Raw genomic sequence first — 6000 nt, 5'->3', positions numbered from 1 at the left:
TCTGACTTAGTAATTGGTGCAGTGTTAATTCCAGGTGCAAAAGCGCCGAAGCTAGTAACGGAAGAAATGATTCAATCGATGGAGCCGGGCTCTGTCGTAGTAGATATCGCTATCGACCAAGGCGGAATTTTTGAAACGACAGACCGTATCACAACACACGATGAGCCAACGTATGATAAGCACGGTGTGGTTCACTATGCAGTAGCGAATATGCCGGGTGCAGTACCTCGTACCTCTACAATCGCGCTAACAAACGTGACAGTGCCTTACGCAGTGCAAATTGCAAACAAAGGCTATAAGCAAGCATGCTTAGACAACACAGCATTACTAAAAGGAATCAACACATTAGACGGTTATGTAACGTATCAAGCTGTTGCAGAAGCGCATGATTTAGCATATGCGAATGCTTCAGCTTTATTAGAGAAAGCGCCAGTTATGGCGTAAGTTAGCTTAAGCAGACTGCTGGGAAAATCCTGGCAGTCTGTTTTTATTTGTTTGGATTCAGTCTCGCAGACTACTAAATCAGTAAGGAAAAGAATGCGTTTTTTTAAGTATTGACTTTTCTTGTGCCAAAAGATAAAGTATGTATTGAAAATAGTTAAACTATTGAACAATTAAACATGAGAACCATTTAATAGTGAGGTAATAGAAGATGAGTGAAGAAAATATTAAGGATTTAGTCGATCGATATATTGCTGTTTCTTTTTCTGTAATGAATAAAGCAGAAACTCTTGTAAAAGAACAAATCGGCAGTGATCTTACGAATGATCAGCATTATATGCTGAGGTACATAAACCAAGCCGGACCTTGTACATCATCAGAATTAGCAGAAGTGTTTCAGGTGAAAAAAAGCGCTATCACTGCCATTATTACGAGGTTGTGGGAAAAAGGGCTGGTTCAACGAACTCGTGATGAAAATGATCGGCGTATAGTGTATTTAACGCTAACTGATAAAGGAAAGGAAATGTATGTAAAAACAGAAGAGAGAATTCAGAAGCTGGTGGAAAAAATTATTAAAAAATTTGGGGATCTAGAAATTAAGCAATTTCTTGAAATATATGAAAAGCTGAATGGAGTGCTGACAGAAATCAAAGATGGGGAGTTGGAATAACCATGAGTACCATTATTAAAAGTAAGTGGTTCATACTTATAGCTTGGATTGTTATTGTTGTCGGATTGTTTATGACAGCACCTAATATGGCCGGTCTTGTTCGTGAAAAAGGACAATTGGATGTTCCAAAAGGATATTCTTCCTCATTAGCATCAGAAATTATGAAGGAGACACAGTCAGATGAAGGAGATAGAAAACAAACGCAAGTCGCCCTTGTTTTTCACAATGAAAAAAAGCTGACAAAAAATGAAGTTGCGCAAGCAGAAAAAGCAGTACAACTCTTGGAAGACAAGAAAGCTCAATTAGGCATTGAAAAAATCCTTACACATTTTAATGAAGAAAGTTTAAAGGAGCAGCTTGTATCGAAAGACGGGAAATCTATTTTAGCGCTGGTGACCATGAATTGGAATGACCGCCAACCGCGTGAGGTTAGTGAGGCATTATACAGCACAATAGAAAATGTAAAAGTGGATCATTATTATACTGGAAGCTGGATGATCAATGAGGATCTTATGAAAAGCTCAGAAGAAGGACTGAAAAAGACAGAAGGGATAACAGTCGTGTTTATTTTAAGTGTTCTGCTCCTTGTGTTCAGATCTGTTATAGCACCGGTTATTCCACTTTTGACTGTCGGAATCACGTATCTGGCTTCTCAATCTATTGTCTCGATTTTAGTAGATAAGTTTAATTTTCCTATTTCAAGTTATACGCAAATCTTTTTAGTTGCGATATTGTTTGGGATTGGAACGGATTACTGTATTTTATTGTTGAGCCGCTTTAAGGAAGAGCTGTCCCAAAAAGAAAGCATCGCAGAAGCCATCGTCGAAACATATCGGAATGCAGGGCGTACCGTATTTTTTAGCGGTGCCGCGGTTATGATTGGTTTTGCAGCGATTGCGTTTTCTCAATTTAAGCTATATCAATCAGCTGCTGCGGTAGCTGTAGGGGTTGCGGTTTTATTAGTTGCCCTATTTACCATTGTTCCTTTTTTTATGGCTGTTTTAGGCAGAAAAGTATTTTGGCCTTCAAAAGGAAAATTAGAGCATGGCGATAGCAAAATCTGGACCGGTTTAGGAAGATTTTCACTCGCTCGTCCTTTTATTTCCTTATTGATTGTTGCTTTTGTTTGTGTTCCTTTTTTAATAACGTATGACGGGAAATTATCTTTTAATTCTTTGGAGGAAATAAGTGGAGATGTTCCTTCAATCAAGGCTTTTAATGCTATAGCTGATAGCTTTGGTCCCGGTGAATCCATGCCGATACAAATCGTAGTAAAAAATGATGAAAGAATGGATTCTGTCGAGTATATTGGGTTAGTAGAAAAAATTAGTCAAGAGCTGGAAAAAGTAGACTTAGTCGATAATATCCGTTCTGTTACAAGACCGGTTGGAGAGCCAATCGAAGATTTCTTTGTTTGGAAGCAAGCAGAGACGCTTGGTGAAGGACTTGGCGAAGGAAAAACAGGACTGGATAAAATTAGTGAAGGGCTGGATGAAGCAGGGAATAAACTCTCTCAATCAGAGCCGGAGATTAATAATGCATCCAAGGGTATCGACGGTCTAATTTCAGGAACATCAGTTATTCAATCTGGATTAACGGAGATTCAAACAAATCTTTTTAAAATTGAAGATGGCATTCGTCAAGGCTCAGCAGGGTCTACTAGTATAAAAAATGGATTGGAACAAGCAAAAGCAGGAAGTGAAAAGCTGATTGCAAGCTATAAAGAGATTTTAACAGGGTATCAAGATATACAAGGAAATTTAAATTATTTAAACACGCAATACGGTGAAATCGGCAACGGATTATCTGCATTGTCTGAATCATTAGGGCAGATTAAGCAACAAGACTTTACTGATCTTGAAAACAAATATGACGGATTACAAAACGATGCTCAGTATCAACAGATAAAAGGGTCAATAGGAGCGCTTCAGCAAGAAGTGCCAGCTTTATCAGCTGGATTTAATCAATTAAATGTTGGATTATCACAAATTACAACAGGTATGAACCAAGCAAATATAGGCTTTTCTAAAGCGATAGCAGGACAACAGAATGTAGTGTCAGGGCTAGAAGCTTTAATTGACGGTCTTGACCAACAGCTTGCCGGATTAAATCAGCTTGCTGATGGGCAAGGGAAAATTGCCTCTAATATGCCAAAGCTTTCAAATGGCTTAGAAGAAGTCAATGTAGGTCAGCAGCAGCTGCTTGATGGGTTTAGCGGTTTAGGTGCTCAATTAAGTCAACTGACGGACGGTCTTGATAAAAGCGTAGACGGATTAAACCAAGTATCGGACGGCCTTGGTTCCGCTCAAATGTATTTATCAGGCTTAGCGGAGGCTTCGGATTCAAATGGCTTTTACTTGCCGAAAGAAGTGTTAGCGAGTGCTGATTTCAAGCAAGCATTGGATACGTATATGTCGACAAATCGTAAAATTATGACCATGGACGTTGTTCTTAAGGTAAATCCGTATTCACATGCAGCGATGGATCAAGTTCCTAAAATCAAAGAAGCTGTAAAGAGGGCAACAAAAGGCACGAAATTAGAAAATGCAGTTGTGGCTGTTGGTGGAATTACAAGTACAAATAAAGACTTAAATACTATGTCAGCAAATGATTATTCTCGTACTGTTGTTCTTATGTTATTCGGAATTTCTATTATACTAGTTTTTATGTTCCGCTCTCTAATTATGCCAATCTATCTAATCGGCTCCTTAATATTAGCCTATTATACATCAATGGCAATGAATGAAGTCATTTTTGTTAATATATTGGATTATACAGGCATTAGTTGGGCTGTTCCATTCTTTGGATTTGTAATTCTTATAGCTTTAGGAGTCGATTATAGTATTTTCCTTATGGACCGTTTCAATGAATATCAAAATTTATCTGTACATGAAGCGATGCTGCTTGCCATGAAAAAGATGGGGACAGTGATTATATCGGCTGTAATTATTTTAGGAGGAACATTTGCAGCAATGATGCCGTCTGGAATGTTATCCTTATTACAAATTGCTTCCATTGTATTAATCGGTTTGCTTTTATATGCTTTTGTCATATTGCCGTTGTTTATTCCTGTTATGGTTAAAAGCTTTGGCAAAGCAAATTGGTGGCCTTTTAAAAGAGAAGCAAACTGATGATTTAATATAGACATAGCTAAAAACACCTCTTATGAAGAGGTGTTTTTAGTTAAAACTTTAAGATTTTCCTAAGTCTCTCAAGTTTTTGCTCTGCTATTTCTGCTGCTTTCTTTGATCGGAATAAATAATGAAACATTCGTATCCCTCTCCCTTAGCTTTATATGTGTATTTTATCATATAAATAGGGAAAAACAATAAAATTGTATACCAAAAATAGATATATATGTTATAATCACTAGTAAAATAGCTATAAAAATCATTTTTGGTATACCAAAATAAAAATGTTGGTGATGCGATGTTAAAATATGTATTTATGTTTGTGATTTTTTCTTATTTGTTTTCTACTTTGTTTCAATGGGATATGCAATTTTGGATTTCTGCTTTATGTGTTGTTATTATTTTTTATGCGCTGTTTACAGTAAGGGCGTTTGTTAGAATGGTAGGAAGTGTTTTTTTACTGACAGGTGTACTGCTTCTTTGGAGAAGTGGGGCAGACTGGAAAGAATATATTCTTTCATTCGGTCCTATGCTGGACTTGCTTACTTTATTTGCATTAATCCCGATTTTAGGGTCTCCGGTGAGACTGGGTGGCTATGCAAAAGGTATCCAAACGATTATACAGAAAAAGGTGAAAACCTCCGGACATTTGTATATTATGACATCCGGCATTTCTTATTTTTTAAGTATGTTTATGAATCTGGCAACCTTGCCAATGACGTACTATTCTATTCGTCCGTCTTTAAGTCTTTTTTCCATTACAAAAGAAGAACGGTTTATGAGCCGAGCCATTACTCATGGATTTGCAATGCCGCTAGTATGGGCACCTATTACCCCTATTGTGGGGATCGTAATCAGCGTAACTGGTGTGAGCTGGGTTTCTATTTTACCATTTGTTCTGCCGTTAAGCGTATTGGGATTAGCATTAGATTGGATATTGGCGGCAAGAAGTGCAAGAAAAAGTGTAACGCGAGGAATGCGTATTGATGGGATAGAAGATGAAACGGCAGCTTCTGTGCAAGGAGTACCCCCTTATGGCAGAGTAGTTCATATTTTTATGGCGATTCTTCTGTTCAATTTGATTATTTCATTTGCTGAGCATCTTTTTTCTTACCCTTTTGTTATTATTGTATCCTTACTGGTTATTCCGTTTGCATTTGGCTGGTCTTTTTTGATAAAGCAAACAAAGCCATTTTTACATAGCTTGCAAGAGTATTTTCATTCTTATTCTGATAAAATGAAAGATCAATTTTTTATTTTTTTGTCTGCTGGCTTTTTTATATCTGCTGTAAAAGCGGCCAACATAAATGAAGCTGTTAATATGGCTGTTACACAATTTAAGGATATGGTAGGGGTAGAGGCATTTTTAATTGTATTGCCGCTAATACCGTTGGCATTCGCATTCACAGGGCTTCACCCTGCGGTAACTCTCGCATTGATGGCAGAGGCGTTGGACCCGAAAGGATTGGGAATTTCACCACATATTTTAACAGTCTCTTTATTGGCTGGAGCAGTTTCTGCGTTTTTAGTAGGTCCATATAATGCAACAATTGGGCTAATGTCTAGTATCGTGAAAGAAAACTCGTTTAAGGTATCCAATTGGAATATTCCGTTTACGATAAGTTACCTAGGCATTGTCATGCTGTATCTGTTTGGATTGGAATGGTTTCTATAGAGGGAAAAACGGCAACAGGCAAAGGTTACCGTTTTCTTATTAATTGATTCTCCTCTTTTTCATGATATAAAATATAGGAAAAT

Annotated in this window: 3 protein-coding genes and 1 pseudogene; all 4 read left to right on the top strand. The window is 37.4% G+C overall.

What is annotated here, in order from left to right; all coding sequences use genetic code 11:
* Positions 1–444, top strand: a pseudogene (locus J7Q84_RS11925) (alanine dehydrogenase); the annotation flags it as partial.
* Positions 445–652: 208 nt separating this feature from the next.
* The gene (locus J7Q84_RS11920) at positions 653–1111 is read left to right on the top strand and encodes a MarR family winged helix-turn-helix transcriptional regulator (RefSeq protein WP_209094776.1); all 459 of its coding nucleotides are present in this window, start codon (positions 653–655) and stop codon (positions 1109–1111) included.
* Between the two features lie 2 nt (positions 1112–1113).
* Positions 1114–4242, top strand: coding sequence for an MMPL family transporter (locus J7Q84_RS11915; protein WP_209094775.1), 3129 nt, complete (start codon positions 1114–1116; stop codon positions 4240–4242).
* 298 nt (positions 4243–4540) lie between these two features.
* Positions 4541–5917 carry an ABC transporter ATP-binding protein gene (locus J7Q84_RS11910; RefSeq protein WP_209094774.1) on the top strand — a complete coding sequence of 459 codons (1377 nt, stop codon included), beginning with the start codon at positions 4541–4543 and terminating at the stop codon, positions 5915–5917.
* Positions 5918–6000 lie beyond the last annotated feature (83 nt).

Source organism: Bacillus sp. 165, assembly GCF_017742235.1.
Taxonomy (GTDB): domain Bacteria; phylum Bacillota; class Bacilli; order Bacillales; family Bacillaceae_G; genus JAGHKQ01.
The sequence above is the reverse complement of the archived record's forward strand: the minus strand, read 5'-3'. Positions and strand labels throughout refer to the sequence as shown.